The following is a 23,327-nucleotide window of genomic DNA, read 5'->3' as shown; positions in this document are numbered from 1 at the left end:
TGGCCGAAAAAGCCAACAATCCTTGGAGGAGTCATGGAGCTATCTCGCCACCCGCTCGGCGTCGCTGACCACTCGCGCGCTACCGGCTTATCGCGGGCGCAATGGAAGATGATTCTCATCGCGAGCCTGGGCGGTTCGCTGGAGTTTTACGACTTCATCGTCTACGGTTTCTTCGCGCATCATATCGCGGCCCAGTTTTTCCCGAACGCGTCGTCGTTGATCAGCATGCTGGCCGCATTTTCAGTGCTGGCGATCGGCTACGTCATCCGGCCGCTCGGCGGCATCGTCCTCAGCAGCTGGGGGGACCGGTACGGCCGACGTCCGGTGTTTCTGGGCTCGATCATTGTGGTGACCACAGCCACGATCTGTCTGGGGCTGCTGCCCAATTTCCAGAGCTGGGGAATCGCGGCCTCGATCCTGCTGATCCTGTTGCGCATGCTGCAAGGCTTTTGCGTCGGCGGAGAAATGCCCGGCGCCATTACCTATGCCGTGGAAGCGGCGCCGCATCGTGCGGGGCTAGCCGCTGGCATCATCATCTGCGCGGTCAACGTGGGTGTCTTGCTCGCCACCTTCGTTAATCTCGGCATTCAAAGCTACCTCTCCAGCGCCGACGCGGCCGCTTATGGCTGGCGGATTGCGTTCCTGTTCGGCGGATTCTGCGGACTCCTGTCCTACTGGATGCGTCGCAATCTGGACGAGTCTCCCGAGTTCAAGGAGATGCAGGGCGCGGTCGTCAAACAGCCGTTCCGGAAGACCCTGCGGGATCATCACAAAGCTGTCGTCGCAGGAGCGCTCACGATCGCGGTGATGGCCGGCGTCAATGGCATCCTCTACGGTCACATGCCGGCCTATCTGGTCCAGCAACTGCACTATGCGCCCCGCACGGCGGCAATCGCCCAGAACGCCTATCTGGTCGTCAGCTCCTTCGGTCTGCTCGCTGCGGGCTGGCTCGGAGACAAGATTGCGCGCCGATACCTGCTGCGAACGTCAGCGGCGCTGCTGATCGTGCTCTGCTACCCGTTTTATTGGGCGCTTGTGAATCACACCGTCAATCCGGTGGTTTTATTCGTGCTCGCCGCGGTGGTCTTTTCACTCGCAAGCGGTACGTGGCCGTCCGTCCTCGCCGATCAGTTCCCTGTCCAGGTCCGCTTCAGTGGCATCGCCCTGACATACAACATCTCGGTGGTCGTGTTCAGCGGCTTTGCCCCGTTGCTCGCCACCATGCTGGTCCGTGAGACAGGATCATTGATCGCGCCCGCCTACTACGTCGTCGGGGCATGCGCGATCGCCTTGCTCGCGAGTTTTGCGTTGCCGAAAGCAAGTTTGCTGCCCACCTCGGCCCGCCGGGAAACCGCATGACGTGTGACGTCGCATTCAACCGCCGCGAAACAACGTAGCCGCCCAACGGCGCGCTCCCCGGTTCTGTTTGTTCCGAGCCGAAGGGCAACCTGTTCGTAAATCGTCTGCCACGCTCCGCGCCTCGGAGGCTCGCGCCTGTCCGCAGGCCGGCCCTTTCGCGCAGCGCTTTTGGACGGCACTTCGGCCGGAAGCGCCGCGCACATCGGTGCCAATCTCTTCGACACCCATGTCGTCAAATATAACGAGACACAGAATGAACAAGCATTGTCTGATTTTAGTCGCCGCACTTTGCGCCTCCGGCCATGCAGCCGCCCAAAGCAGCGTGACGTTGTACGGCCTGATCTCCGAGGGGCTCACCTGGGCAAATAATGAAGGCGGGGCCCATAGTTATCGCCTTCTAAGCGGTTCAAATCAGAACAACCGTATCGGTTTCAAGATCAACGAGGACCTCGGGGGCGGCACGCAGGCCATCGCCCAACTCGAAAACGGTTTTGACATCAACAACGGCCGTTTCGGCCAGGGCGGTCGCATGTTCGGGCGACAGGCCTTCGTAGGCCTGTCGGACGCGCGATTCGGTACGCTGACGGCTGGACGCCAGTACGACATGTTCTGGGACTACCTTACCCCGTTTGCCGCGGGCGTCGCCAATACCGGCTTGCTCGCCGCCCCCGGCGACGCAGACAATTTGATGGGAAGCTGGCGGTACAACAACGCGATCAAATATCGCTCCCCGAACCTTGGCGGCTTTGACGTCGAGGCGATGTATGCGTTCAGCAATGCGGCCGGTCAGTTCTCGGTGAATCGAGCGTTCAGCGCAGGCGCGCGGCTTGTACACGGGCCGTTCCAGATTGCGGCGGCGTACGTCGAGATAGATCAGCCCGGCACCGTCAACGCGAACGGCGCAGTCACCGACGACTACGCGGGCGCACCTTTCTTCCTGTTCCGAACGAGTCCACTCAATGCCACTGCGGGTGTCAAGAGACAACGCAACTACGGGATCGGCGGCCGCTACGATGTTGGTTATGGGGTTCGGCTTAATGCCGTGATCGACGCGATCCGTTACACCTATAGTGATGGAACCAGTCTGTCGCTGAATAACTATGACGTGTCTGTCTCTTATATGGCAATGCCGGATTTGACGTTCGCGGCGGGCTATAGCTACACGAGTGGCAGGTACGGCGGTCTGGACGCCAACCCACACTGGAACGGCGCTCAGCTCAGCATCGACTACAACCTGTCGAAACGTACCGACGTATACATCTTCGACACGTTTCAACGCAAGTCCGGTCCCCATGCCGTTGCCGATGTCTACCTGTATGCGCCGTCTACCACCAGCACCCAGAACGTCGTGGTCGCCGGAATCAGGCACCGCTTCTAACACTGAGCGCGGCTCCGTCCAGCTCCGCATGAGAGGAATAGGATATCCGGGCCGAGTATCGTGCGATTGTACGATCTTGCGATCGGATGCCCATATCGCGTCGTCCAATGCGCCGATCGAGACGGACCAGCAGGCGGCGGCTGTCTCTGCGAAAGCGGTTGGACATAAGGTTCTTGTCCGCGTTTGCATTGGACTGCTTCTAGCGGAAAGCCGACGTTCCTCCCCGGTGTTTCCCCGGAAATTCAGGTAGAACCAAAAAAAATGGCGCCGCAGGCATCAAGCCCGCGGCGCCATTGCGTGCTGCTACGACGGGCGTAACCCGCCGCAGCGCGGCAGCATGCTTAGACCTGCACGGTGTCGGCGACTTCCTTGAAGTCTTCGATCTGGTCGAAGTTCATGTACTGGTAGATCTTGTCGCCGTTCGCGGTGAGCACGCCCATGTCGGCCATGTACTCTTCCTTGGTCGGGATCTTGCCCAGACGCGAGCAGATCGCTGCCAGTTCCGCCGAGCCGAGGTACACGTTCGTGTTCTTGCCCAGGCGGTTCGGGAAGTTGCGAGTCGACGTCGACATCACCGTCGCGCCTTCGCGCACTTGTGCCTGGTTACCCATGCACAGCGAGCAGCCCGGCATTTCGGTCCGTGCGCCGGCCGTGCCGAACACGCCGTAGTGGCCTTCTTCCGTCAGTTGCTTCTGGTCCATCTTGGTCGGCGGCGCGACCCACAGCTTGACCGGAATGTCGCGCTTGCCTTCGAGCAGCTTCGACGCGGCACGGAAGTGACCGATGTTGGTCATGCACGAGCCGATGAACACTTCGTCGATCTTCGCACCGGCGACGTCGGACAGCGTCTTCACGTCGTCCGGGTCGTTCGGGCAGGCGACGATCGGCTCGTGGATGTCGGCGAGGTCGATCTCGATGACGGCCGCGTATTCGGCGTCGGCATCCGGCGACAGCAGTTGCGGGTCGGCCAGCCATTGCTCCATCGCAGCGATGCGGCGCTGCAGGCTGCGCGGATCCTGGTAGCCCTGCGCGATCATCCACTTCAGCAGCGTGACGTTGCTGTTCAGGTACTCGATGATCGGTTCCTTGTTCAGGTGCACCGTGCAACCGGCGGCCGAACGCTCGGCGGACGCATCCGACAGCTCGAACGCTTGTTCGACCTTCAGGTCGGGCAGGCCTTCGATTTCGAGGATGCGGCCGGAGAAGATGTTCTTCTTGCCTTGCTTGGCGACCGTCAGCATGCCTTGCTTGATCGCGTACAGCGGGATCGCGTTGACGAGGTCACGCAGCGTGACGCCCGGCTGCATCTTGCCCTTGAAGCGGACCAGCACCGATTCCGGCATGTCCAGCGGCATCGTGCCGGTGGCGGCCGCGAACGCGACCAGGCCCGAGCCCGCCGGGAAGCTGATGCCGATCGGGAAGCGCGTGTGCGAATCGCCGCCGGTGCCGACGGTGTCGGGCAGCAGCATGCGGTTCAGCCACGAGTGGATCACGCCGTCGCCCGGACGCAGCGCGATACCGCCGCGCGTGCTGATGAAGTTCGGCAGCGTCTGGTGCGTCTTCACGTCGACCGGCTTCGGATACGCGGCGGTGTGGCAGAACGACTGCATCACGAGGTCGGCGGAGAAGCCGAGGCACGCCAGATCCTTCAGTTCGTCGCGGGTCATCGGGCCCGTGGTGTCCTGCGAGCCGACCGAGGTCATCTTCGGTTCGCAGTACGTGCCCGGGCGCACGCCCTGGCCTTCCGGCAAACCGCATGCGCGGCCGACCATCTTCTGTGCGAGCGAGAAGCCCTTGCCGCTGTCGGCCGGCTGATGCGGCAGGCGGAACAGCGTCGACGGCGCGAGGCCGAGCGCTTCACGTGCCTTCGCGGTCAGGCCGCGGCCGATGATCAGCGGAATGCGGCCGCCGGCGCGCACTTCGTCGAACAGCACGTCGGACTTGACCTGGAATTCGGCGATGACCTTGCCGTCCTTCAGCGCCTTGCCTTCGTACGGGCGCAGTTCGACCACGTCGCCCATGTTCATTTGCGACACGTCGAGTTCGATCGGCAGTGCGCCGGCGTCTTCCATCGTGTTGTAGAAGATCGGCGCGATCTTGCCGCCGAGGCACACGCCGCCGAAGCGCTTGTTCGGGACGAACGGGATGTCTTCGCCGGTGAACCACAGCACCGAGTTGGTGGCCGACTTGCGCGAGGAGCCGGTGCCGACCACGTCGCCGACGTAGGCGACCAGGTGACCCTTTTCCTTCAGCGATTCGATGAACTTGACCGGGCCGCGCTTGCCGTCTTCTTCCGGCGTGATGCCGGGGCGCGCGTTCTTCAGCATCGCGAGCGCGTGCATCGGGATGTCCGGGCGGGTGGTGGCGTCCGGTGCCGGCGACAGGTCGTCGGTGTTGGTTTCGCCCGTGACCTTGAACACGGTGATGGTCAGGCTTTCCGGCACTTCCGGACGGCTCGTGAACCATTCTGCGTCGGCCCAGCTCTGCAGCACGGCCTTCGCGTGTGCGTTGCCCTTGTCGGCGAGTTCCTTCACGTCATGGAACTGGTCGAACATCAGCAGGGTTTTCTTCAGCGCGTCGGCGGCGACCGCTGCGACGGCTTCGTCGGACAGCAGCTCGATCAGCGGCTGGATGTTGTAACCGCCGAGCATCGTGCCGAGCAGTTCGGTCGCGCGTTCGCGCGAGATCAGCGGGCAGGCCGTCTCGCCCTTCGCGACGGCGGCCAGGAAGCCGGCCTTCACGCGAGCGGCTTCGTCGACGCCTGCGGGCACGCGGTGGGTGATCAGATCGAGCAGCGTCTGCTCTTCGCCTGCGGGCGGGTTCGCCAGCAGTTCGACCAGTTCGGCCGTTTGCTGAGCCGTCAGCGGCAGGGGAGGAATACCGAGCGCGGCGCGGGCGGCAACGTGAGCACGAAAGTTTTCAAGCATGGGGGGACCTGCTGAGATTGCGTTTCAGGGGAAGGGCTTTCCAGGCACGCCGAGGCTGTTCCGGACACGACTTCACTACTTTGAGCGGGATTCTAATCGCAATATGGTGAAGCGTCAAATGTCTTATGTCTTATATAAGAGTTGATCCAGAAGCGCGGAAAATCGGCGTGTTCCTTGACGCACGACACGGGCCGGGCGGTGTGCGGGAACGCGTTCGCACATAAGGGGACAGATTCGTTCCGGCGAGTGCGCGCGGAATCCGGCGCCGTTCGCGGCACGTAGCCGACATGTTGTCGTGCGATCGTCATCGGGCGGGGCGGCAGGCCGATCCGTCATCGCGAGAAGCGGTATGCGGTTGTCGCGCGATCTGCGTACGGCGCACGCGCATGCCGCCGCGTTCATGCGGTCCATGCCCCGCGCGAGAGCCGCACAGGTTGGCGCCGATGTGCTGACCGTCGCGGTGCTGGCATTGCCATTCGCGGCCGTCGGGCCGATGATGCTGGCGGCGCACGGCGTGCTGTCGCTCCCGCGCGCTGCTGCGGTGCTGTTGTCCGCGGCGCCGCTGTTGCCGTTGCTGCGATGGCCGCAGTGCCATCTGCCGCGGCAAGCGGTCTTGCTCGGCGCGACACTGGCTGCACTGTGGGTCGCCGTCATGTGGCCCATCTTCATCTGACGATACATCATGCTTCGATTCGAAAACCTGTCGAAACGCTACGGCGAACGTGTCATTTTCCACGGCCTGCACCACGATCTCGGTGCAGGATGCGTCGCGCTCTGCGACGAAAACAGCAGCGGCAAGACCACGTTGCTCGGCATCCTGGCCGGCACGCTCGACGCCGATGAAGGCGAGGTCTGGCTCGACGGACATTCGCTGCGCGCCGAGCCGCTGAAGGCGAAATCGGCGCTCGCCTATGTGCCGGACGACTGCATGGCGTACCCGTTCCAGACCGGACGGGCGTTTCTCGAACTGGTCGCGTCGGCCAAAAAGACGGTGGTCGGCGACAGGACGCTGGAACTCGCGGATCGTTTCGGACTCGCGCCGCATCTCGACAAGCGTTTCGAGCAGATGTCGCTCGGCACGCGCAAGAAGATATTTCTGACCGCGGTCTCGCTGGGCGAGCCGGCCGTCGTCATCGCCGACGAGCCCGGCAACGGGCTGGATGCCGGTGCGCGCGCGGTGCTGGTCGACCTGTTCAAAACGTTGTCGAAGGATCGCGTGGTGTTTTTCTCGAGCCACGATCTGCGATTGGCTCAGGCTTGCGGCGCCCGAACGATCGGGTTCGCCGAGCTTGGCACGTCGGTGTGACGGGAAGGTGGGCGGCTGTCGGCGCGGACGATGACGAACTGCGGGGCACTCTGGTCCCCGGATTTTTCTGCAAAGTCACCGCTCACGGCCGCAAGGCCTTCACGCTCCAGTACCGCACGACCGGGGGCGAGCGCCGTCGACCAAAAATCGGCCAATTCGGGGAGCTGACCGTCGAGAACGCCCGCGCGGTTGCGCAGGGCTGGCTGGCCGACGTGCACGAGTGCAACGACCCGAGCGCCGCCCAGCTGGCCGAGCGGATGGCTTCCACGGCCAAGGCGTTGTGCGGACAGCTCATCGAGAAATACGCCAAGCCGCGAACCGTCGAGAGGGACGAACGCTTCATCGATCGTCACGTCGTTCCGGCTCCGGGCAAGCTCAAGCTACCCGATGTGACGCGGGCGCGCGTCGCCACACTGATGCGGGACACCGCACGCATCGCCGCTACGGCGAACCGGCTTCCGGCATGCCTGCGCAAGATGCTCAACCTGGCCGAAGTGCGGGACTACGCGCCGCACCGGCTCCTTCCTGATTGGCTCCTGGCTCGACGGGATGGCTTTTCGTTCAGGAACCCGAATTTCATGTCAACCGTTGCCTGACATGGCTTTGCGGACGACGACCAACCCAATTTGATCGCAGGCGCGAGTACCTATTTTCGAGCCCGATCCAACTCGCCGGATCAGGCTTCTCGCCCGCGCAACAGCCAAAGCGTCAGTTCTCGAAGCTGGCGGGGCGTGATGCGTTCGCGCAGCACGAATGTTCGCAGGTAGACCGCGCCAATCAGGCAATGAAGCAAAGGCATCGGGTCGGCTTCCGCAGGCCACTCGCCCTTTTTCGACGCGCGTTCAAAGATCTGCTGGACCGCTGAAAAACGGTTGCTCCACAACCTGTGCAACGCGCTGGTTACGCCGGCATCGTTGTAAGTGGCGAGCACGAACTGAATAGCGGACCTGCCCACCCCCGTTCGCAAATAGCGCACGGTCGCCGACATGAGCGCGACGAGATCCGCATGAAGCGAGCCTCGGTTGGGTATCACGATGTTTTCGGCGAAAAGCTCGAAGATGGCCTCCATCATCAGGCCTTCCTTGCTCTTCCAGCGACGATAGATCGAACTCTCGTTCACGCCCGACAGCGCGGCGACCGCACCAATGCTGAGCCCCTCGAAACCGGATACCTGCAATTGCGCAATCGTGGCGGCAACCACGGCATCGCGGACTCGCGCGCTACGGCCGCCGAGACGGCGGCGTGGCGATGGCGATTCGTGTTCGATTGAATTTGGCATGGGCCGATTTTACACGCGGCATCGGCTGACGCTTGCGGTGCCCAGCGCATCGAACCGGGCCGCAAACGGACGACGGCAGGGCGGCCTGCGGTAAACGCTAATGCAAGTTTACTTGCATTAGCGGGCGGGATGCGAAAACATGTCGACTCGTTCAATCGCGCTCAGGAGGGTGGAGTGAAGTCAGTGACGTTTTTCAAGTCAGGTACAGAGGTGGCCGGCGAGCACATCCTCAGGATGGAAGTCCAAAGGGCAAGACATGTGATGGCCCTGTTGATGGAGAAATTGGGCGCGGAAGGCATGGTGCGCCTATTCGCGAAGGAGATCGCGGAGCACGAGTCGAATGAACGGGACTGGGCGCTAACGGCAAATGGGCACTTCAGGTCGTCGGCTGTCGAAGCGCACGTCGCGGTCGGAGACGGCGCAGCGTTTGTGAAGTGGTTCTGGGAGGGCTATGGCGGTCCGAACAGTCCTGCGATGCTGCGCGCTCATCCCGAGCATCTCGGTGCGCTGCCGTTCTCCGACGGACGTGTGGGCATTCTCGAGGTGCCAGGCCATACGAAGTCACCGGCACTTTTGAGGTTGCGGCATCTGGAGAACTGGAGTGGCATCCCGATCGAACTGGCGCGCGATATGCCACATCGCATGATGGGAAGAATCGAATCGCCTGACGGGGAGACCGTCGGCTACTTGCTGCATCAATTCAGGGATACGTCTCCTGGGTTCGATGCGCGGCTGGAAATCTACTGGCCATCGACCGCGCCGGACGAACTGGTTCGCGGCCACGCCGATCACCTGATGGTCGAGTGGTACAACTGGTTCCAGCTTTACGCCGTCACCCGGACGCAACCGGACGATCTGATGCCTCTGGCGCTTTCCGTGAGTGCATGACATTCGCAGGCTCGCTCGTTTCGAGCGAGCCGTGCGGCGCACCGCACACCTGTGGCGCGGAAGATGGCATCGATCGTGTGACGCAAGGTTCAGATTCAATTGATCAGTACAACTATTTCATCAAGGGAGGCACCGGATCATGAGATACAACAGGAGAGCCCATTCGCTTCTACTGACACCAGTTGCGATCGCGATGTCGGTTTGCTGGTCGAGCGCCTATGCGCAAAGTAGTGTCACCCTGTACGGTGTCGTCGACGCTGGCATCATGTACGCGAGCCGCAGCTTCGACATGGGATCGGGGGCGGGCGGCTCACACCAGATATCGGCAACGGATGGGGGCATCTCGGGTTCCCTCTTCGGAATAACCGGTACGGAGGATCTTGGGGCGGGCACACAGGCGATCTTTACATTGGAAAGCGGTTACACCGCGAACAACGGAGCGCTCGGCAATTCGAACGGGAACCTGTTCGGACGACAAGCATTCGTCGGCCTGACCGGGAAATTCGGGACGATCAAGGCCGGCACGCAATACTCGCCGTTCGGACTCGCAATCGTCGATACGGATGCGAGGCATGCATCGTTCTTCGGCAGCCAGGCCGGCATTTACATGGGCAACTTTTTTGCGACGGGCATCTTCGTTGCAAATGCCGTGTCGTATACGAGCCCGACCATCGCCGGCATACAGGCGAGTGCACTGCTCGCCCTGGGCGGAGATCCGGGCGGATTTCAGGCCGGCCGCCAGTACGCTGCTCGTGTGAGATACGAGTGGAGATATCTGGTGGTCAACGCAGCGCTATTCAGCGGGAACCCCGGTGGTTCGGCAAGCAAATCCACCCCGTTTCCGTCGACGGTCGAATTCGTCGGTCGTACCGTCGGCGCTGCCTACAAATGGGGTGCCGCGACATTCAAAGGATCGTACACGAGCTACAAGATTGCCAGCTCCTTCAACGAGACGGTGTACGCCGTGGGAGGCGAGTATTTCATCACGCCGGCACTGTCTACCGACGTGGGTGTCTGGTACATGCGGGACAGTAACGATCCCTCCAATCATTCGCTGCTGACGTCGGCAGGGCTCTACTACTATCTGTCGAAACAGACGACCTTGTACGGCGCTGCGGCCTTTGTGAATAACCATGGGTTGATGCATACGGGGTTTACGGTGAACGGTGCGTTATACGAACCGACCGGAGGCAGCACGGGTTGTGTTGTCGGTATTCGCCACCTGTTCTAGGCACCTTCGGCACGACGTGAATCGAAGCCCCCGCCAGCCACGGTTGCCGACGCGGGCTTCGCGACTGTGCCCGCACATAGGGTTATACGTTCGAAGCGTCTACGCCGATGGCCATGCATGCAAGGCCATCGTGCTGCGAGAACCGCTTACGTGGCTCTCACGCTTGGTGATCACCGGTTAAAGAATGATCGATCGGCTTGCGTTTTCCGTGGCTGGCGCCGGCAATACCGTGCCATAGTTGGTGCCGAAACCGATTCGTGCAAAACCGTCGCGCTCGCACCAGCCTCGGAAGATGACGGTATCCCCGTCTTCCAGAAACGTGCGATCCTCACCGTTGCGGATGTCTACGGGGCGTGTTCCCCTACCGTCAGTTCGATCAATGCACCGGCTTCGTTCGACGCCGGGCCCGAAACGGTGCCGCTTCCGAGCAAGTCGCCGCTCTGGAGGTTGCAGCCTCCCTTCGTATGGTGCGCAATCATTTGTCCGAGCGTCCAGTACTGGTGCCGGAAGCTGGTGCGTGTCAGGGTGTGCGGTTGCTGCCCTTGCGCGAGTTGCCGCGCGCTGAGGATCGACGCTTCGAGCTGGATGGCGAATGCGCCTGTCAACTGCGAATTCCGGTTCCTATATCATTGCGGCAGTCCGTACTGGGTATCCGCGCTTGCAAGTACAAGAGTAGATTTCTCATACCCGCATGCCGCCGACGGCATCAATCGTTCCTGATATGCAGTAGGGAGTTGCCACATGGAAAAGTCCGAGTTGCGAAATGATCTAGCGGCGTTGCGCGAACTCGTCCGGCAGTTCGTTGACGAGCGCGACTGGGACAAGTTCCATACGCCGAAGAATCTGGCTACAGCGCTTAGCGTCGAAGCAAGCGAATTGCTGGAGCCATTTCAGTGGCTTGTTTCGGGCGAAAAGAGTGAGCTTGGCGAAGCTAACCTGACAGCCGTTCGTCACGAGATGGCTGACGTATTGGTTTATCTGATTCGCCTCGCGGACAAGATGGATGTCGATCTGTTTCAAGCGGTGCTGGAGAAGATGGAAATCAATCGCGCGAAGTATCCTGCTGACAAAGTGCGGGGCGATTCGCGAAAATACTCCGAGTATAAAAATTCAGGGCAATGATGTTGTGCGGCGCCCGGGGCGTGAAGCGACATCCATCGAGGAGCGACTAATGAAAATCATCACCGGTCCGCTGAGCATGTTCGGCGCGAAGGTCGAGATTGCCGCGCACGAGAAGGGTATCGAATTCGAGCGCGTGCTGGTGCCGTTCAGCCAGCAGCGCGGCTACGACCCGAAGCATCCGGACGTCGTGCGCATCAACCCGAAGCGTCAGGTGCCGGTGCTGATCGATGGCGACCTCGAGATGTTCGATTCCACGCAGATCTTCGAGTATCTCGAAGACCTGAAGCCCGACCCCGCGCTATGGCCCGCGCAACCGAAGGCGCGCGCGGTTGCACGTCAGCTCGAACATTGCAGCGATGAAGTGTATTTTCCGCACGTGATCCGGCTGATGGGCCTGGAGGACACGCCGGACCATCCGGCGGCGCAGGCCGCGCGCGACGAAGCAGCGCAATACTACCGACGCATGGAGCGTGTGCTGGCGGATCGGGAATTTCTCGCGGGAACCTTTTCGTACGCGGACATCGCGTTTTACATGGCGCAGTTGTTCGGTGCGCGCAAGGGCGCGCCGATGACGGCGGAGACGCCGAATCTGCTGGCCTGGCGCGAACGGATGACCGCGCGTCCGGCCGTGCGAAAAGTGGCCGGCGCGATGGCCGGCTATCTGGCCTCGATCGACCATCCCGTCCCGGACTTTCTTCGCGGGCTGTATTAGCCGTTTGCGATGCATCGCCCGGCTGACAGCCTGCCGGCCGCCCGGCCGCTAGATGCCGGGCAGCGGATCACCCACCCGTCACCGGCGGAAAGAACGCCACTTCGCTGTCCTCCCGCACGACGAACCCGCCCGTCACCATCTCGAGATTCACGGCCGCCCGCACGGGGCGGTCCATCCGCAGCGCTTCCCCGCTGCGGGCGTCACGCGCGGCGAGCGTGCGGCGCAACGCGTCGACGGTGAGTTCCTGCGCATCGATCTCGACGATTTCCTCGTCGATATGGAGTTGTTCGCGAATGCTCGCAAAGTATTTGATCGTCAGTTTCATGGCGAGGTACGGAGCGTGATCGATGGAGTCCGAGAAATCGGCGCAAGCCGAACGAATACGGCCGGCGCGTTCACCCCCATCGCCGCATCGCGTGATCGTCGTGCGCCTTCGGTTCGACCCAGCCGGCCACGCCGTCGTGCCGGATCTCCTTCTTCCAGAACGGTGCATGCGTTTTCAGGAAGTCCATCACGAACTCGCATGCGTCGAACGCCGATGCGCGGTGCGCGGCGGCCACCACGACGATGACGACGGTGTGACCGAGCGGAATGCGTCCGACCCGATGCACGATCTTCACCGCTTCGAGCCGCCAGCGCGCGCTGGCTTCCTCGACGATGCTCCATAGCGCCTGCTCGGTCATCGTCGGGTAGTGCTCGACTTCGAGTGCGACGACATCGTCGACGTCGCCTTCATTGCGTACGACGCCGAGGAAGTTCACGACCGCGCCGACATTCGGATTCCGAATGATCGGCGCGAGTTCGGCGCCGGCGTCGATCGCAGCATGCTGCACGCGTACCTCGAAACCGGCGGCAATCGACGGCGACGGTTCGGTGTGCGGGTCAGCGACATCGGGATGGCTGCCGGCACGCGACGGATCGTCGGGCGGCGCGGCACGGGATTCGGTGAAACTCGTCATGAAGATTCTCCAGTAGGCGGTGCATCGCGCTTCGCACGGCGGCCGGTCAGCCGCCGACGAGCGACATGCGCACGGTCGGATAGGTCTTGCCCGATGGCCGGGCCGCGCGCGCGGCCCGCCGCTCGGAATAACGATCGTCGCGCTGCGTCCATCGATCGCGCACGGCGGCGGCGAGGCGCTCGTGCGGCTCGGCGTCGTCGAGCCACGGCCGCAGGTCGGTGCCCTGCGTCGCGAACAGGCACGTATAAAGCCGGCCGTCGGCCGATACGCGCGCGCGCGAACACGTGCCGCAGAACGGATGCGACACGCTCGCGATGAAACCGACTTCGCCGGAGCCGTCGATGTGCCGGCAGCGGATCGCGGTTGCGTCGTGCCCCGGCTCGCCGACGAGCACGAGCGGATAGCGTGCTTCGATCAGCTCGCGCATCCGCGCGGCCGGCACGACCTTGTCGCCGGACCACTGATTCGCGCCGCCGACGTCCATGTATTCGATGAAGCGCACGGCCACGCCGCTATGGAGGAAATGCCGCACGAGCGGCAGGATCTGATCGTCGTTCGTGCCGCGCTCGATCACCGCGTTGACCTTCACCGGTGCGAGCCCGACCGCCTGCGCGGCTTCGATGCCGGCGAGCACGCGCGCGACGGGTACGTCGGCGTCGCTCATCCTGCGAAACACGGCTTCGTCGATCGCATCGAGGCTCACGGTCACGCGCGTGAGGCCCGCGTCGCGCAGCGAGCGCGCCTTCGCGGCGAGCAGCGAACCGTTGGTGGTCAGCGCGATTTCGACGGGCTTGCCGTCGACGGTGTTCAGCGTCGCGAGCCGTTCGATCAGCGCTTCGAGGTTGCGGCGCAAAAGCGGTTCGCCGCCGGTGATGCGGATCTTCTCGACGCCGAGCGAGACGAACGCCCGCGCGATCTTTTCCAGGTGGGCGAACGACAGCCGCTCGGACGACGGCATGAACGCATAGTCCGCGCCGAAGCTGTCGCGCGGCATGCAGTAGCCGCAACGGAAATTGCACTGGTCGATGACGGACAGCCGCAAATCGCGCAGCGGCCGCTCGAGCGTGTCGAGCGCGCGGGACGAGGGGCCGGGCGAGGGGCCGGGCGAGGGGCCGCCGGATGACGCGGCGGCCGATGTGGCGGAAACGATGGCATTCACGATCGGTGCGTCTGCCTGCATGAAGTGAGCGGGGTGGCGTCGCCGATCGGCCGCGACTGCGCCGACGTGTCGGCGCACAGATCGTGGCGAGCCTCATCGTGAGGATAGTCTGCCGGACTTTCCCGGCAGAGACACAATCCCGAGCGAAATGCAGGAATACAGTTCCTGCGCGTGCGTGCGCGGCGAGCACGCGTCGTGCCGGCGCTCATGCGAGCCACTGCGCGAAATCGTAGTACGGCACCGCGTCGCCGCGCGCGATGCGTCGTCCGGCCGGCAGCCGCGCGAGCCCGCTTGCCTGCACGAGCGACTGCAGCGTGCCGGCGCCTTGCTCGCGCAGCGTGTCGAGCACGGGCGCGCCGCCGGAATCGACGGTGCGGCGCACGCGCACGAAACGTTCGCGCTGCGGATCCGGCTCGACGTTGATGTCGATCGGCAGCGACGGTACGTCCGGCACGCAATCGTCGCGGCCCTGCAGACGGCGGATCAGCGGCGCGACGAACAGCGCGAACGCGATCATCGCGGCGCCCGGATTGCCGGGCAGCAGCACGACGGGCCGCGCATCGAGCCGCGCGAGCGCCACGGGCTTGCCGGGCTTCATCCGCACGCCCGACACGACGAACGATGCGCCGAACGCGCTCAGCGCGGGGCGCAGCAGGTCCTTGTCGCCGACCGACGCGCCGCCGACGCACACGACCACGTCGCAGCGCGCGGCCAGCCCGTGCAGCGTCCGGCCGACGGCGATCGCGGTGTCGGGCGCGTGCTCGTTCGCCGCGACGATGGCACCGGTTCCCGCGACCAGCGCGGCGAGCATCGGCGCATTGCTGTTGTAGATCTGCTGCGGCGCACGCGGCTGGCCGCACGGCACGAGCTCGTCGCCGGTCGTCAGGATGCCGACCCGCAGCGGCGCGCGCACGTCGATGTGCGCGCAGCCTTGTGCCGCGGCGACGCCCACGTGTATCGCGCCGAGCCGCACGCCGGCCGGCAGCAGCAGATCGCCGGCGCGGACTTCCTCGCCGCGGCGCCGGATATGCGACCCGCTGCGCTGCGGGGCATCGAACGCGACCCAGCCGTCGTTCTCGTGCGCGTGCTCCTGCATCACGACGGTGTCGGCGCCGGGCGGAATCATGCTGCCGGTGAAGATGCGCGCGGCCGTGCGCGGCGCGAGCGGCGCCGGCGTGTCGCCCGCATAGCACCGCTGCGCGACGCGCAGCGGCTCGCCGTGCGCAAGATCCGTGTGACGCACGGCGTAGCCGTCCATCGCGCTGTGGTCGGCGGGCGGCTGGTCGAGCGCGGCGGTCAGCGGCGCGGCGAGTACGTGGCCGGCCGCTTGCGCGATCGGCATGGAGACGGTCGTGTGCAGCGGCGCGAACGCGCCGGCGAACTGCCGTTGGGCGGTATCGAAATCGATCAGGGGTTTCATCGAGCGGTGAGCGCATGCGGTTGTGCATGCGTGGGTTCGGGTGACGGGAGCGCGTCGGGCGACACGTATTCGACGAAGCCGTCGTTGCGGCAGAAGCCGAGCAGCCGTACGCCGGCCTCGCGCGCGACGTCGATCGCGAGCGAGGTCGGCGCCGAGATCGTCGCGATCATCGGGATGCCGACCCGGGCCGCCTTGCGTACCAGCTCGTAGCTTGCGCGGCTCGACAGGAACACGAAGCCCGCGTGGAGATCGGCGCGACGGCGCGCGAGCCGGCCGATCAGCTTGTCGAGCGCGTTGTGGCGGCCGACGTCCTCGCAGACTTCCAGCACGGCGCCGTCGCGGTCGCACCATGCGGCCGCGTGGATGCCGCCGGTCGTGCGCATCAGGATCTGCTGCGCCGGCAGCGCGCGTGCGGCACGCGCGACGGCGTCGGCGCCGATGCCGGCCGCCGCGCCGGCCGCCGCGATGCGCGGTGGATGCAGGTCGAGCTGCGCGATGCTTTCGATTCCGCAGACGCCGCAGCCGGTGCGGCCGGCCAGCGCGCGCCGATGCGCCTTCAGCGCCATGAACGCCTGCTGCGACACGGTGAGCCGCACTTCGGCGCTGCCGGGCCGGCATTCGCTTTCGATGTCGAAGACGTCCGACGCGCGCTCGACGATGCCTTCGCTCAGCGCGAAGCCGAGGCCGAATGCGTCGAGATCGATCGGGGTCGCCATCATCACCGTGTGCGCGATGCCGTTGAACACGAGTGCAACCGGCGTCTCGTCGACGACGCGATCGACGGCGTCCCGCGCGTCGCCGGCGCGATGGCGCATCACGTGGCACGCGCTGCTGCCGGCGGGCGCGTCGGGGCGGTTGCTGGGCTCCATGCGGTTTTCTCCAGGGGATCGGCGGGCGCGTGCGCCAGCCGGCGGGAACGGGGTTCTGCCGGCGGCGGGGCGCGGCGTCGCGCCCGTTTGCCACCGGCAGGTTTCGGGACGATGGTAAGAGCGCGCGATCATCCCGCGGATATACAGCGTTGCACTGCGCAAAGCAGTACAGCTGACGGCCTTTCGGCGCCGAAATGGGTTTTCCGTACACACATCTCCGGCGCCCGGAAAAGCACAGTTTCAGCGCACGTTTGCACGATTGCGAGTATCGTCTGAAACGCGATATCGTCATTCACGCTTCGTTGCCGTGCACTGTTCGATCCGTCCAAGTTGCACGTGCCGTCGCGAAGCCGTCGCGCGATTTCCTGCTTCGAGCTGACGTCCTCACAACCACGAGCAAATTACGGTCATGGAAATCTTCGATGCGTTCCATCTCGCCCGATTGCAGTTCGCGTTCACGGTGTCGTTCCACATCGTGTTTCCCGCGATCAGCATCGGCATGGCGAGCTTCCTGGCGGTGCTGGAATGGCGCTATCTCGTCACCGGCGACGCCGCCTACAAATCCATGTTCCAGTTCTGGTCGAAGATCTTCGCGATCGGCTTCGGGATGGGCGTCGTCTCCGGCGTCGTGATGGCCTACGAGTTCGGCACGAACTGGGCGGGCTTCTCGCGCGTCGCGGGCAACATCACCGGCCCGCTGCTGACTTACGAAGTACTGACGGCATTCTTCCTGGAAGCCGGCTTTCTCGGCGTGATGCTGTTCGGCTGGCAGCGCGTGAGCCCGCGTGCGCACTTCTTCGCGACGCTGATGGTCGCGGTCGGCACGCTGATCTCGACGTTCTGGATCCTCGCGTCGAACAGCTTCATGCAGACGCCGCAAGGCTACAAGATCGAGAACGGCCTCGTCGTGCCGGTCGACTGGTTCAAGATCATCTTCAACCCGTCGTTCCCGTATCGCCTCGTGCACATGACGATCGCGGCGTTCATCGTCGCGGGCTTCATCGTCGCCGCATGCGGCGCATGGCACCTGCTGAAGGGGCGCCGCGACGAGCCGGTGAAGCGCACCTTCTCGATGGCGCTGTGGATGCTGCTGCTGCTCGCGCCGATCCAGATCGTCGTCGGCGATGCGCACGGCCTGAACACGCGCGAATACCAGCCGGCGAAGATCGCCGCGATCGAGGGGCTGTGGGAAACCGAGAAGGGCGGCACCGCGCTGAACCTGTTCGGCTTGCCCGACATGCAGGCCGAAACGACGCGCTATGCGATCCAGGTGCCGCACCTCGGCAGCCTGATCCTCACGCACAGCTGGGACGGCGAGATTCGCGGGCTGAAGGAATTCCCGCCGCAGGACCGCCCGTATTCGCCGGTCGTGTTCTGGACGTTCCGCATCATGGCCGGCCTCGGGATGCTGATGCTGCTCACCGCCGTGCTCGGGCTGCTGTTGAGAAAGGGCGGGCGTTTGTATGAAACGCGCTGGTTCCAGTGGTTCGTCGTGTGCATGGGGCCGTCGGGCATCGTCGCGCTGCTGGCCGGCTGGATCACGACCGAGGTCGGCCGGCAGCCGTGGACCGTGTACGGCGTGCTGCGTACCATCGATTCGGTCGCGCCGCTCAGCGCGCAGCAGGTCGGCGTGTCGCTGCTGATCTTCGTGGTCGTGTATTTCCTGGTGTTCGGAACGGGTATCTACTACATGCTGAAACTGATGAAGCGCGGGCCGGCCGCGCACGCCGGGTATATCGAAATGCACCGGCATCCGGGGTTGCGCAAGAGCGCGCTGTCCACGCCGCTGAACGTCACCGAAGCGGAGTAAGCCATGCAGATCGATCTTCCTGTCGTGTGGGCCGCGATCATCGGCCTCGGCGTGTTCATCTACGTGATGCTGGACGGCTTCGACCTCGGCATCGGCCTGCTGTTTCCGTTCTTCGATGCCAAGGTCGAACGCGAAGTCATGCTGAATACCGTCGCGCCGGTGTGGGACGGCAACGAGACCTTTCTCGTGCTCGGCGGCGCGGGGCTGTACGGCGCGTTCCCGGTCGTCTACTCGACGCTGCTGCCGGCCAACTACCTGCCGCTGATCCTGATGGTGGTCGGGCTGATCTTCCGCGGCGCGGCGTTCGAGCTGCGCGCGAAAGCGAACCGCACGCAGCACCTGTGGGATCTCGCGTTCATCGGCGGCTCCGCGCTCGCCGCGTTCTGCCAGGGGATCACGCTCGGTTCGCTGCTGCAGGGCATCCATATCGTGAACAACCAGTTCGCGGGCGGGCCGTTCGACTGGCTGTCGCCGTTCAGCCTGTTCTGCGGGATCGGCGTGCTCGTCACCTATGCGACGCTCGGCTGCGGCTGGCTGATCCTGAAGGTCGACGGCGAGCTGCAGCGCAAGATGCGGCTCCTGATGAAGCCGCTCACGGGCGTGCTGCTGGCCGTGATGGGCGTGGTCAGCCTGTGGACCGTGATCGGTCTGCCGGCGGTCGCGCATCGCTGGTTCGGCAGCGGCAATCTCGGCTGGTTCCTGCCGGTGCCGGTGCTCGTCGTCGCATGCGTGTGGGGCATCTTCCACACGGTGAAGCACCGGCACGAGGCGACGCCGTTCCTGCTGACGCTCGCGATCGTGTTCCTCGGCTACACGGGGCTCGTGATCAGCATCTGGCCGAACATCGTGCCGCCGTCGCTGACGATCTGGGAGGCATCGTCGAGCCATTCGAGCCAGCTGTTCGCGCTCGTCGGCACCGTGATCGTGCTGCCGGTCATCCTCGTGTACAACGCGATGCAGTACCGCGTGTTCCGCGGCAAGGTGCGCGAGGGCGACGCCGGCTATCACTGACGCGCGGGCCCGGTGACGGGCACGGCCGGTGCGGGCGTATCATCACGCGCAGCGCATCCCGTCATCAGGCCTGGTATCGACGCGACAGCGGCCCGCCACGCGCGGGCCGTTTCGCATCGGGCGCACGGTGTGCATTGCGTATTCCTTTGGCAGTCGAGACAAGATCATGATCGTCAGACCAAGACAAAACTGGCTCAGGATGCTGTTCGTGTGGAACGGCTCCGTGCTGCAATCGATCATTCCGCAACTCGTGTTCATGGCGATCGTCAGTACGCTGGCGGTGTTCACGAACGGGCGCATCTTCGGCGAGAAGATTCCGCTCAATACCGCGCCGTTCACGCTGTTCGGCCTCGCGCTCGCGATCTTCCTCGCGTTTCGCAACAACGCGAGCTTCGAGCGGTTCAAGGAGGCGCGGCATCTGTGGGGCAACCTGCTGATCGCGGCGCGCACCGTCACGTCGCAACTGCGGCGCTACCTGCCCGACAGCGTCGGCGACGCCGAACGCGACCGGCTCGCCGATCTGCTGATCGCGTTCACGTATGCGCTGAAGCATCAGCTGCGCCATACCGATGCGTCGGCAGACCTGCAGCGCATCCTCGGCGCCGAACGTGCCGCCGCGTTCGCACACAAGCGCTACCAGCCGGTCGCGATTCTCGACGAGTTGCGCGGCGGCATCGTGCGCGCGCTCGGTCGCGCGCCGGGCAGCGACGCGACGTGCTGGATGTTCGACGCGCAACTCGCCGAGCTCGGCAAGTCGGTGGGCGGCTGCGAGCGGATTCTGACGACGCCGATCCCGTTCTCGTACAGCGTGCTGCTGCACCGTACCGTGTATGCGTACTGCGTGCTGCTGCCGTTCGGTCTCGTCGATTCGACGGAGTTCTTCACGCCGCTGATCTGCGTGTTCATCGCGTACACGCTGATCGCGCTCGAAGCGATCGCGAACGAGGTCGCGGAGCCGTTCGGTCTCGCGCCGAATGCGCTGGCGCTCGATGCGATGACGCGCACGATCGAGCGCTCGGTGCTGGAGCTCGGCGATCGCGCGATGCCGGAGGAATTCGTGCCGGCGTCGACGTATCAGATCACGTAAGCGGAACAGCAATGCGCGCGGCCGCGCGCGTCATCCGGAGAGGAACGAATGCGTATCTACGTGACGAGCATCTTCGTCGACGACCAGGACAAGGCGCTGGCGTTCTACACCGGCACGCTCGGCTTCAGGCTGAAGAACAACGTGCCGGTGGGCGAGTTTCGCTGGCTGACGGTGGTGTCGAAGGACCAGCCGGACGGCACCGAGCTGCTGCTCGAGCCGTGCAATCATCGCGCCGCGGGGCCATACAGGCAGGCGCTCTACGAGGACGGCATTCCGGCGGCGTCGTTCCAGGTCGACGATCTCGACGCGGAGTTCGCGCGGCTCGACGCGCTCGGCGTGCGCTTCACGCTGGCGCCGATCGATGCGGGGCCGGTGCGCGTCGCGGTGCTCGACGATACGTGCGGGAACCTCGTGCAGTTGATGCAGATGAAGTGACGCCGAGCAGCGTGGGTGGCGATGCGCGGCTCACGGCCGGAGGCGGGCGTGGAAGCGGCCTGCGTGGCGACGCTGCAGGCAATGCCGGCAAATGCGGCGCGATCGGCTCGCGATTCCCGCGGGAGCTAGCTTTCGATCGTTTCGGAATGCCATGTTCCGAGTGACACCGATTTGCGCAACATGCCGACGGTCAGCGCATGTCGCTGGAACGTATGGGGCTTTCCGAGCAGGTATTTTCTCAACACGTGATAGAGCAGCCCTTCTCCCTCCATCAGGAAGTAGCGACCGAAATCGTAGTCCCCGCGATCGACGCCGAACCGGTCGAAAAAACGCTCCATCAAGATGTCGGCGTCGTCGCCGGTCTGCCCCAGATCATCCGCGATCGAGGTGCTGTCCGTAATCGGGTGACGGTCCGATATGGCTGCTTCCTTGCGAATGAATGCTTCCAGCGTGTCCCGGCTTTCGCGGTCGTCCATCAGAAAATCCTGTCCTCGGGTTTCACAATCTGGTTGTACCGGTAAACGGTGCTTCGGACAATATGGAAGACATCCGTGGCAAGCAGCACCCAGCCGACCCCCGGTATTGTTCGTCCGACAAACACGGCGAGTCGATGTGTCAGGATTATCCGCAATCTCTTGATGCTTTTCAGCGTGACCGTCGGCAATACCTTGCGCTTGAACTCATACCGAAATATCGACCTTGACATGACGGAGGCGACGGACGTACCTCGGGTCGTGCCCAACGGCTTGGCTCGGGTTGGAAGAATGGGTAGCCCGGACAGAATCAAAACAACGGCTTCGACATCGTCGATGTTGGGCTGCTTGCAGGTTTCGTCTGCGGCAATCAGGAAGAACAACTCGATCGGAGTCAGGTTTTGCTGATTCTGGTAACGATAGGTGGTCACGCCGTGTCCTCGAAATGCAGGCCAGGCAGGCCGCACGCGCTATACGCCCCGTTCGCCGTCGTTGTTGTCAGCGGCCCACGTTAGCGAAGCGGTCTTTACGGGTCAATGCCGGGAGCCGGCTGATCGCGGCGGCTGTGCTGACGGGCGATCCGCACGCGAGCCGCACGATGGCGGTGGCAGCCCTCTGGTGGCCGGCGAGCGACACGGAACGCTCGCGAAATCGAGCACTTTCTTCGAGGCAACGACGGGAACGGAATCTTTTCCAACTGTTGCGGGCTGCGTCCCGTGTCAACGCGCATGTCGGGCGCACATCGCGTGGCGCAATGCGCGCCACCGTCCCAACTCAATCGAAATACGTGAGCCCCATCGCGCCCTTCACCTCCGCCAGCGTCGCCCCGGCCACCTCGCGCGCGTGCAGCGTGCCGCGCTTCAGGATCGCCATCACCTCGGCCTTGTCCGCCTCGAACTCGCGGCGGCGCGCGCGAATCGGCTCGATCAGCGCCTGCAGCCGCTCGTTGAGCACGCGCTTCACGACGCTGTCGCCGAGGCCGCCGCGACGATAGTGCGCCTTCAGCTCGTCGACCTTCTGCACGTCCGGCTCGAACGCGTCGAGGAACGTGAACACGACGTTGCCCTCGACCTGGCCCGGATCGTTCACGCGCAGATGGTTCGGGTCCGTGTACATGTCCTTCACGGCCTGCGCGATCTCGTCGGGCGTCGAGCCGAGGGTGATCGCGTTGCCGAGCGACTTGCTCATCTTCGCCTTGCCGTCGATGCCCGGCAGCCGCGTGACCGCCGACAGCACGGCCTCGCATTCGACCAGCACCGGCTGGTCGACGGTCGCGTTGAAGCGGCGCACGAGCTCGTTGGTCTGCTCGATCATCGGCAACTGATCGTCGCCGACGGGCACGTGCGTCGCCTTGAACGCGGTGATGTCGGCCGCCTGGCTCACGGGGTAGGTGAGAAAACCGGCGGGGATGTCGCGCTCGAAGCCGCGCAGCCGGATCTCTTCCTTGATGGTCGGATTGCGCTCGAGGCGCGCGACCGTGACGAGGTTCAGCAGATATTGCGACAGCTCGGCGAGCTCGGGCACCTGCGACTGGACGACGATCGTCGAGATCGCCGGGTCGATGCCGACGGCGAGGTAGTCGAGCGCGACTTCGATCACGTTCTCGGTGACGCGCTGGCGGCGGCCCATGTTGTCGGTGAGCGCCTGCGTGTCGGCGAGCAGCAGGAACTGCGTCGCTTCGTGCTGCATCTGCACGCGGGCGCGCAGCGAGCCGATGTAGTGGCCGAGATGCAGCGGGCCGGTCGTGCGGTCGCCGGTGAGGATGATCGGGCGGGTCGGGTGCGTCATGGTAGGGGTTGGCTCCGGGTTATCGAAGCCACCAGCCATGACGCACGCGCAGAAACGACAATGCCGCCATGGCTGGCGGCATCACGTTCGGGACATGCAAAAGGAAACGGGCCG

23 protein-coding genes and 1 pseudogene are annotated in these 23,327 nt (G+C 64.2%); 13 read left to right on the top strand and 11 right to left on the bottom strand.

Going from position 1 to position 23,327, the window contains the following annotated elements:
* Positions 1-33 precede the first annotated feature (33 nt).
* Complete coding sequence (locus O1Q03_RS21385; RefSeq protein ID WP_269505935.1) at positions 34-1,359, top strand: MFS transporter; 1,326 nt, start codon at positions 34-36, stop codon at positions 1,357-1,359.
* A gap of 253 nt (positions 1,360-1,612) precedes the next feature.
* Positions 1,613-2,737, top strand: a complete 1,125-nt coding sequence (locus tag O1Q03_RS21380; RefSeq protein WP_269505934.1) for a porin — start codon at positions 1,613-1,615, stop codon at positions 2,735-2,737.
* A 341-nt stretch (positions 2,738-3,078) separates the two neighbouring features.
* Here the strand turns inward: O1Q03_RS21380 and acnB are convergent, their stop codons facing one another.
* On the bottom strand, positions 3,079-5,664 hold the full coding sequence (acnB, locus tag O1Q03_RS21375) for a bifunctional aconitate hydratase 2/2-methylisocitrate dehydratase (protein ID WP_269505933.1): 2,586 nt from the start codon (positions 5,662-5,664) through the stop codon (positions 3,079-3,081).
* 349 nt (positions 5,665-6,013) lie between these two features.
* Between acnB and O1Q03_RS21370 the strand changes: the two genes are divergently transcribed.
* Genes O1Q03_RS21370 through O1Q03_RS21360 form a run of 3 tightly spaced genes read left to right on the top strand, consistent with a single transcriptional unit; the run spans position 6,014 to position 7,566 of the window.
* A complete protein-coding gene (locus O1Q03_RS21370; RefSeq protein WP_269505931.1) occupies positions 6,014-6,337 on the top strand; it encodes a hypothetical protein in 324 nt (107 codons plus the stop codon).
* Between the two features lie 9 nt (positions 6,338-6,346).
* On the top strand, positions 6,347-6,970 hold the full coding sequence (locus O1Q03_RS21365) for an ABC transporter ATP-binding protein (protein WP_269505929.1): 624 nt from the start codon (positions 6,347-6,349) through the stop codon (positions 6,968-6,970).
* Complete coding sequence (locus O1Q03_RS21360) at positions 6,967-7,566, top strand: Arm DNA-binding domain-containing protein (protein ID WP_269505927.1); 600 nt, start codon at positions 6,967-6,969, stop codon at positions 7,564-7,566. Before O1Q03_RS21365 ends, O1Q03_RS21360 begins: the two co-directional genes overlap by 4 nt.
* A gap of 80 nt (positions 7,567-7,646) precedes the next feature.
* Here the strand turns inward: O1Q03_RS21360 and O1Q03_RS21355 are convergent, their stop codons facing one another.
* Positions 7,647-8,249 (bottom strand): TetR/AcrR family transcriptional regulator, encoded by a 603-nt coding sequence (locus O1Q03_RS21355; RefSeq protein WP_269505926.1) that lies wholly within the window; start codon positions 8,247-8,249, stop codon positions 7,647-7,649.
* 174 nt (positions 8,250-8,423) lie between these two features.
* On the opposite strand from O1Q03_RS21355, the gene O1Q03_RS21350 reads away from it, so the two are divergent.
* Positions 8,424-9,137, top strand: a complete 714-nt coding sequence (locus tag O1Q03_RS21350; protein ID WP_269505925.1) for a hypothetical protein — start codon at positions 8,424-8,426, stop codon at positions 9,135-9,137.
* A 139-nt stretch (positions 9,138-9,276) separates the two neighbouring features.
* Positions 9,277-10,368: a porin gene (locus O1Q03_RS21345; RefSeq protein WP_269505923.1), complete on the top strand. Its 1,092-nt coding sequence runs from the start codon at positions 9,277-9,279 to the stop codon at positions 10,366-10,368.
* Positions 10,369-10,545: 177 nt separating this feature from the next.
* On the opposite strand, the pseudogene O1Q03_RS21340 reads toward O1Q03_RS21345, so the two are convergent.
* Positions 10,546-10,970 (bottom strand): annotated as a pseudogene (locus O1Q03_RS21340) (fumarylacetoacetate hydrolase family protein); the annotation flags it as partial.
* A gap of 139 nt (positions 10,971-11,109) precedes the next feature.
* Between O1Q03_RS21340 and O1Q03_RS21335 the strand changes: the two are divergent.
* Positions 11,110-11,490, top strand: a complete 381-nt coding sequence (locus O1Q03_RS21335; RefSeq protein WP_269505922.1) for a nucleotide pyrophosphohydrolase — start codon at positions 11,110-11,112, stop codon at positions 11,488-11,490.
* Positions 11,491-11,539: 49 nt separating this feature from the next.
* Entirely contained in the window at positions 11,540-12,202 is a 663-nt protein-coding gene (locus O1Q03_RS21330; RefSeq protein ID WP_269505920.1) for a glutathione S-transferase family protein, read from the top strand.
* 67 nt (positions 12,203-12,269) lie between these two features.
* Here O1Q03_RS21330 and moaD read toward each other — a convergent pair whose 3' ends face one another.
* The 5 genes from moaD to fdhD form a co-directional block, all read right to left on the bottom strand.
* The gene (moaD, locus tag O1Q03_RS21325) at positions 12,270-12,527 is read right to left on the bottom strand and encodes a molybdopterin converting factor subunit 1 (RefSeq protein WP_269505919.1); all 258 of its coding nucleotides are present in this window, start codon (positions 12,525-12,527) and stop codon (positions 12,270-12,272) included.
* Between the two features lie 70 nt (positions 12,528-12,597).
* Complete coding sequence (locus O1Q03_RS21320; protein WP_269505918.1) at positions 12,598-13,161, bottom strand: molybdenum cofactor biosynthesis protein MoaE; 564 nt, start codon at positions 13,159-13,161, stop codon at positions 12,598-12,600.
* Between the two features lie 46 nt (positions 13,162-13,207).
* Positions 13,208-14,341, bottom strand: coding sequence for a GTP 3',8-cyclase MoaA (moaA, locus tag O1Q03_RS21315; protein ID WP_269505917.1), 1,134 nt, complete (start codon positions 14,339-14,341; stop codon positions 13,208-13,210).
* 184 nt (positions 14,342-14,525) lie between these two features.
* A complete protein-coding gene (locus tag O1Q03_RS21310) occupies positions 14,526-15,740 on the bottom strand; it encodes a molybdopterin molybdotransferase MoeA (protein ID WP_269505916.1) in 1,215 nt (404 codons plus the stop codon).
* Positions 15,737-16,609 carry a formate dehydrogenase accessory sulfurtransferase FdhD gene (gene fdhD, locus O1Q03_RS21305; RefSeq protein ID WP_269505915.1) on the bottom strand — a complete coding sequence of 291 codons (873 nt, stop codon included), beginning with the start codon at positions 16,607-16,609 and terminating at the stop codon, positions 15,737-15,739. The genes O1Q03_RS21310 and fdhD overlap by 4 nt, the downstream gene beginning before the upstream one ends.
* Before the next feature lie 409 nt (positions 16,610-17,018).
* Here fdhD and O1Q03_RS21300 point away from each other — a divergent pair, with 409 nt between their 5' ends.
* From O1Q03_RS21300 to O1Q03_RS21285, 4 genes are all read left to right on the top strand, one after another.
* The gene (locus O1Q03_RS21300) at positions 17,019-18,419 is read left to right on the top strand and encodes a cytochrome ubiquinol oxidase subunit I (RefSeq protein WP_269505914.1); all 1,401 of its coding nucleotides are present in this window, start codon (positions 17,019-17,021) and stop codon (positions 18,417-18,419) included.
* A 3-nt stretch (positions 18,420-18,422) separates the two neighbouring features.
* Positions 18,423-19,430: a cytochrome d ubiquinol oxidase subunit II gene (gene cydB / locus O1Q03_RS21295; RefSeq protein WP_269505913.1), complete on the top strand. Its 1,008-nt coding sequence runs from the start codon at positions 18,423-18,425 to the stop codon at positions 19,428-19,430.
* Positions 19,431-19,596: 166 nt separating this feature from the next.
* Positions 19,597-20,517, top strand: coding sequence for a bestrophin family protein (locus O1Q03_RS21290; protein WP_269505912.1), 921 nt, complete (start codon positions 19,597-19,599; stop codon positions 20,515-20,517).
* A gap of 48 nt (positions 20,518-20,565) precedes the next feature.
* The gene (locus O1Q03_RS21285; protein ID WP_269505911.1) at positions 20,566-20,952 is read left to right on the top strand and encodes a VOC family protein; all 387 of its coding nucleotides are present in this window, start codon (positions 20,566-20,568) and stop codon (positions 20,950-20,952) included.
* 125 nt (positions 20,953-21,077) lie between these two features.
* On the opposite strand, the gene O1Q03_RS21280 is transcribed toward O1Q03_RS21285, so the two are convergent.
* From O1Q03_RS21280 to trpS, 3 genes are all read right to left on the bottom strand, one after another.
* A complete protein-coding gene (locus O1Q03_RS21280; RefSeq protein WP_269505910.1) occupies positions 21,078-21,428 on the bottom strand; it encodes a DUF1493 family protein in 351 nt (116 codons plus the stop codon).
* Complete coding sequence (locus O1Q03_RS21275; RefSeq protein ID WP_269505908.1) at positions 21,428-21,856, bottom strand: STM2901 family protein; 429 nt, start codon at positions 21,854-21,856, stop codon at positions 21,428-21,430. The genes O1Q03_RS21280 and O1Q03_RS21275 overlap by 1 nt, the downstream gene beginning before the upstream one ends.
* Before the next feature lie 343 nt (positions 21,857-22,199).
* A complete protein-coding gene (trpS, locus tag O1Q03_RS21270) occupies positions 22,200-23,213 on the bottom strand; it encodes a tryptophan--tRNA ligase (RefSeq protein WP_269505906.1) in 1,014 nt (337 codons plus the stop codon).
* Positions 23,214-23,327: the final 114 nt, after the last annotated feature.

Origin of the sequence: Burkholderia sp. IMCC1007, from assembly GCF_027257875.1 — a bacterium.
GTDB lineage: Bacteria > Pseudomonadota > Gammaproteobacteria > Burkholderiales > Burkholderiaceae > Burkholderia.
This window is presented reverse-complemented; position numbering and strand designations above follow the sequence as displayed.

Coding starts and splice junctions, on each gene's coding strand:
- O1Q03_RS21385 (WP_269505935.1), top strand. CDS start 34: ATGGAGCTATCTCGCCACCCGCTCGGCGTCGCTGACCACTCGCGCGCT.
- O1Q03_RS21380 (WP_269505934.1), top strand. CDS start 1,613: ATGAACAAGCATTGTCTGATTTTAGTCGCCGCACTTTGCGCCTCCGGC.
- acnB (WP_269505933.1), bottom strand. CDS start 5,664: ATGCTTGAAAACTTTCGTGCTCACGTTGCCGCCCGCGCCGCGCTCGGT.
- O1Q03_RS21370 (WP_269505931.1), top strand. CDS start 6,014: ATGCGGTTGTCGCGCGATCTGCGTACGGCGCACGCGCATGCCGCCGCG.
- O1Q03_RS21365 (WP_269505929.1), top strand. CDS start 6,347: ATGCTTCGATTCGAAAACCTGTCGAAACGCTACGGCGAACGTGTCATT.
- O1Q03_RS21355 (WP_269505926.1), bottom strand. CDS start 8,249: ATGCCAAATTCAATCGAACACGAATCGCCATCGCCACGCCGCCGTCTC.
- O1Q03_RS21345 (WP_269505923.1), top strand. CDS start 9,277: ATGAGATACAACAGGAGAGCCCATTCGCTTCTACTGACACCAGTTGCG.
- O1Q03_RS21335 (WP_269505922.1), top strand. CDS start 11,110: ATGGAAAAGTCCGAGTTGCGAAATGATCTAGCGGCGTTGCGCGAACTC.
- O1Q03_RS21330 (WP_269505920.1), top strand. CDS start 11,540: ATGAAAATCATCACCGGTCCGCTGAGCATGTTCGGCGCGAAGGTCGAG.
- moaD (WP_269505919.1), bottom strand. CDS start 12,527: ATGAAACTGACGATCAAATACTTTGCGAGCATTCGCGAACAACTCCAT.
- O1Q03_RS21320 (WP_269505918.1), bottom strand. CDS start 13,161: ATGACGAGTTTCACCGAATCCCGTGCCGCGCCGCCCGACGATCCGTCG.
- moaA (WP_269505917.1), bottom strand. CDS start 14,341: ATGCAGGCAGACGCACCGATCGTGAATGCCATCGTTTCCGCCACATCG.
- O1Q03_RS21310 (WP_269505916.1), bottom strand. CDS start 15,740: ATGAAACCCCTGATCGATTTCGATACCGCCCAACGGCAGTTCGCCGGC.
- fdhD (WP_269505915.1), bottom strand. CDS start 16,609: ATGGAGCCCAGCAACCGCCCCGACGCGCCCGCCGGCAGCAGCGCGTGC.
- O1Q03_RS21300 (WP_269505914.1), top strand. CDS start 17,019: ATGGAAATCTTCGATGCGTTCCATCTCGCCCGATTGCAGTTCGCGTTC.
- cydB (WP_269505913.1), top strand. CDS start 18,423: ATGCAGATCGATCTTCCTGTCGTGTGGGCCGCGATCATCGGCCTCGGC.
- O1Q03_RS21290 (WP_269505912.1), top strand. CDS start 19,597: ATGATCGTCAGACCAAGACAAAACTGGCTCAGGATGCTGTTCGTGTGG.
- O1Q03_RS21285 (WP_269505911.1), top strand. CDS start 20,566: ATGCGTATCTACGTGACGAGCATCTTCGTCGACGACCAGGACAAGGCG.
- O1Q03_RS21280 (WP_269505910.1), bottom strand. CDS start 21,428: ATGGACGACCGCGAAAGCCGGGACACGCTGGAAGCATTCATTCGCAAG.
- trpS (WP_269505906.1), bottom strand. CDS start 23,213: ATGACGCACCCGACCCGCCCGATCATCCTCACCGGCGACCGCACGACC.